Source organism: Brachyspira sp., from assembly GCF_050873525.1.
In the GTDB taxonomy this organism is placed as follows: Bacteria; Spirochaetota; Brachyspiria; order Brachyspirales; family Brachyspiraceae; genus Brachyspira.
Genome location: NZ_JBNMIZ010000203.1, coordinates 1 through 4735, shown reverse-complemented (window position 1 = coordinate 4735; position 4735 = coordinate 1). Strand labels below are relative to the sequence as shown.

General features: G+C 30.4%; 2 protein-coding genes. Both read right to left on the bottom strand.

Annotated elements, in window-relative coordinates; all coding sequences use genetic code 11:
• Window positions 1-274 precede the first annotated feature (274 nt).
• Window positions 275-1213, bottom strand: a complete 939-nt coding sequence (locus ACR0QS_RS11145) for a hypothetical protein (protein WP_432633523.1) — start codon at window positions 1211-1213, stop codon at window positions 275-277.
• 170 nt (window positions 1214-1383) lie between these two features.
• Window positions 1384-4665 (bottom strand): DUF2339 domain-containing protein, encoded by a 3282-nt coding sequence (locus ACR0QS_RS11140; RefSeq protein WP_432633522.1) that lies wholly within the window; start codon window positions 4663-4665, stop codon window positions 1384-1386.
• Window positions 4666-4735: the final 70 nt, after the last annotated feature.

Here is a 4735-nt window from a genome sequence, read left to right as displayed (position 1 = left end):
GTATAGTAGTAAATGTTATATTCAATATTATATTTATACCTCTTTTTTTATCATAATTAATATTTCTTTTCTTATACGCTTTAAATCGTCTCTTCATTATGCATCACCTCCCCTTTATCTTTATTTAAAAGTAATTTTACAACTGAAAAAGATACTGGGGAGGACATGAAAATTCTAATAATTAGAATTAATCCAACTGCTAGCAAAGTATATATTTTGATTATACTGGTATTTTGTATTTCTGCTATATAATGATATTTGATAGACATATTTATTACTGCCTTACCATATTGTAGGCTGTTCTATAGACTTTACCACCTAAATTGAATGATAGTTCTATTGAGCCAGCCACATTCTTATTATACCAAACAAGGAAATCGGTAGCTCCATTCGGTGCATTAATAGTTGCTTCTCCTTTAGGGTATGTAGAACCAGCACTAACATAATCACCATTACCATCAGAATGAAGCCACTTTGTTATTGTAATATCATACTGCTCTGTATATGTAGTGTCATCTTGGTTATAAGCAGTTCCCTTAATGTTACAAGTGCCTCCCGAAGTAGTAACGGTTGCCGTTACTTTTATACTACGAAATGTCTCACTGTATGTGCCTGATGGCGGATGATTACTGTGAGTATTATCCTGTTCTGGTTCTTCGTTCGATTTACAGCTTATAGATAAAGCCATAACTAAAGCTCCTACAACCATATAGGTAAAAAATTGTTTGATATTCTTCATGAATATCCTCCTTGAAAATAAATTTTTATTTATAACTAAACAAGGAATTTTTATTTTCCTTGATAAGCTATCGAAAATAATTGAAGTTAAAAAAGCTATATAACAAGGGGTTTTCCCAACGGGACGCCTTTGGCGAACCCCTTGCATTACACAATGGGCTAAAGCCACATTGTTATTAAGAACTGCAAAATTATTTTTATTGTCATTGTATATTTTAAATTTGTCATTGCGAGCGTTGCCATTAGGCACACAGCGTGAAGCGTGGCAATCCACACAGAATAGATTACTTCGGCTATCGCCTCGTAATGACAAACTATTTTTACCAAAAGAATTTTTAATTAAAGAACTTATTTTTGCAAAACGAATAAATGCACTTAAAAAATTAATTGAAGTTAAAAAAGATTTAATAAATAAAAGTTTGTCTTTTGAAAAATTAAAAAAGTTTAAACTACTTTGGTTCGCGGTGAACTGCAAATGTTATTTAATAAGTTTAATCTCATAATGGTTGAATTATACGATATTTAGAATTTTTTGTCAACAGTTTAAATAAATTTTTTTAAAAAAATTCGTCATTTTAAATTGAAGTAAATAGAGTGGTAATCAAAAAAATTTTAAAGATTAAACGGTTTTCATATATTATATAATCAATCCCGCTTTAATACAAACTTACTGTAAATTATTGATATTCCTATAAACGCCGCTCCCATAAATATAAACAATACGACTTTTCCAAGCGAACTAAACGAACTGGTATCCACAAAAAATACTTTAAGAGCGACAATGACAAGCAAGGCAAAACAATAATGTTTAAATCGTTCCACTTTTCCCGCTATTCCGATTATTAGCAAAGCAGCGCTTATGCAAACTAAACCTGCCGAATAAGCATAAATTTCGTTTGCTCCGTTTATTCGGAATTTGTAGATTAAATTTCTTAAGTCCATATCGACTTCCACTCCAAAAGCGCAGTGAATTAAACAAAGAATGGCGCATATTAATAATGAGAAAGCGATAAAATCTAAACAGTATCGGATAAATTTTTGTTTTATAATTTTATATTTGAAAATTGCTCCGTTTAGGCAAAATATGGCGATAAAACCAAGTAATGATAAAATGCAATAGCTAATCATGACGGTTCTTAACCAGTAAAATTCATCCAAAGAGTTGGCATTTACTTGAGAGAAAAATATATACATCCAGCCAAATAGAGCGACTAAATAAAGCCATAGCGATTTTACGCCAAATATGTAAAATACAATTTTTGTTTCTTTGTAAAATATAGGATTTCCGCTAACATTTTCGAGTTTTAAGCTAAATTGCCCATAGAGTTTTGCAATAATAATCGCGCAGATTCCAAATAATGTCGCGCTTGCAATATCATAAAGCGAATTATCTATAAAAGCGATAATTTCAAGTTCTAACGCGTTATAAATTTTTGCGCAAATTTCTCCGATAAAAGCGATAACAAGCACGGATATTAGGCAAAAAATGAATCTCTGAAAATACAAGAAAAAATTCATGAAATCCTTAAACGAAGTCACAATAACGCTTGGATATGGAGACAAATTTTCGCTAATATATTTTGAATTTTTATTGGAGAAAAATCTACGTAAAAACCATAAAATAGCGGCGCACATAATAGTAAAAATAGCGTATATTTCAAGATGCTGAAATGCGTAGGACGGACTGCCAATTAGATTAAAAATTAATCCTAATCCGCATTTATCACAGAATATAATCGCCGAGAAAACAAAGAATATAAAACCGATAAAGGCTAAATCTGGAATATTTCGCAGTCTTAAACTTTTTCCATTAAAATTAATAATTCTATCGTTGAGAGCGTAAAGCAGTAAAAAAGCCAAAAAACACATAAAGCAAAATAAATACAGATAATAATATTCGTTTCTTGGAATTATATTCGTGTTTTCCGAAAGCAAAAAAATCGCCCCAAAAAATACCGCCGTATTTAACAATAAAATTATACGAATTAATTTTGAATCTTCCAAATCTTTTGCCACGATAAACGCGTATATTATAATGCAAATGACGAACGATGCGATATTGCTAATAATCCAAGTAGTTTCTATCATTTCAATTGCAGCAAAAATTACGCTTGTTATAAGAAGAAGCGACAAATAAAGCAGTTTTTTACTACCGTTAAATAAACGAGCTGCAAATCCAATGAAAAAAATCGTTTCCAAAATGATAATGCAATAATTAGGCAATGAACGGCTAAAACTTAAAAGATATGCAACCGCCAAGATAAGGCTAAAAATCGCGCTGTAATCAAAAATTATTGGATTTTTCAGACTTTCATCGACTTTAAATATTCGCGCAAATTTAGGCGATTCTATAATTTTTATCAAAAACGGAGCAAATAAATTCATTGTGCAAATTAGAACGATAAATACAAATCCATACATTGCATTTTCAATATTTTCAGGTTTTGAAATATTAAAAACTACCCAAAAACCAAAAATTGACACAATCCAAAATAAAACTTTATTTATTATTTTATATTTAGATTTATTTTCTCTATCTTCAAAAATCTGCATTGCCAAAATTGAAAGAGCAAAAAATACTACGCAGCACATAATAAATGCAAATATTGATTCGCCGATAGTTATAAATCCCGTTCTTTCGACAAAAAGCCACATATAACCAAAAATGAAAGCGCTCGATAGCAACGGAAGAATATAACCGCGATTATACGAAATATAGATTACGCAAATATGCAAGGCAAATAGATAACCGCATAGCAAGTAAAAATTAGGATTTTCAGCGCTTATCAAAATAGGAGTTGAAAATCCGCCCAAAAGTCCGAAAATTCCAACTATTAAACCAAATCGTATAGTCAAAAATAACGCTCCAAAACTTATCGCACAAAGCAATGCAAAGCTAATAACTTCGCCAAAAAATCCGTATAAACTATAGCCTCCATAGACGCTAAAAAATTCCACAACGATTCCCGCTCCTATGCATGTTTGGGCGATTCGCTTCATGAATTTTGTAGGCATGGAAAATCCTTGAAAGATTTTTCGCTCGATTTTATGAAATAAAGATTTTTCTGCAGAATCTTCAGGTTCTTCCGCCACTTTAAAATTTTTAAGGCTGTCGAATGTCATGCCTAAACTAAATAGAATAAGTCCGAAGATTATCGCCGCCGTTATTCTTATAGCGGGAGTAAAAAGATTATTGTCGATTGAATATTTAATAAAAATAAATGATGCGATAATAAAGAAAATTCCGCCTAAAATTATCATAACTTTTTGGGCTAAAAATCTCTCGAAAGAAGCCAAATCGAATGGGGCTTTTTGATTTTTATTGGTTTTTGGTTCGGATAAATCAGGACTTTGTTGCATTTGCAAATCGAGAGAATTTTTTGAATTTTCCAAATTGTCAATATTTTTTTCAATATTAGAATTCTCCGAATCGTTTTCAGGTTCGTTTATATTAGCGCTAAACTGCAACTTTTTTGATTCAATCTTTTTTATAATCGCGTCAATCCTTTTATCTCTATCGTTATTAGCGTTATTAGATTCGTTTGTATTAGAGTTTAATTGCAAATTTTCCGATTTAACATTTTCAATAATTGCATTAGTTTTTTTATCGCTTGAAGTTTCAACCGCTTGAGACGATTCAACTTTTTCTATTAATTCATCGAGTCTTTGAATCATATTTTCTTTATTTGGAGTAATAATATTTTCCAAATTCGTTTCATCCTGTAAATTTTCTTTCTGTAAATCCGCATTTTTGGTGGAATCCATTTTTTCTATAAGAGCGTCAAAGCGAGATATTAATTTTTGATTTGTTTCTTCAAGTTTTTCGATTACTTTGTCTTGTTTTTCTTTATCCGATGAGATTTTTGCATTTTTATCTAATAAATAAATTATTACAATAGCGAAAGCAATAATTATAATAAACCACATAAAATTCTCCAAATATATTTGAATGATTATATAAATATATCATATTAAAAAATTTTGTTAAGCCTTATTT

What these genes read in the sequence shown, in the direction of transcription:
- ACR0QS_RS11140 (WP_432633522.1), bottom strand. Translation starts at nt 4,665, where the DNA reads ATGTGGTTTATTATAATTATTGCTTTCGCTATTGTAATAATTTATTTA.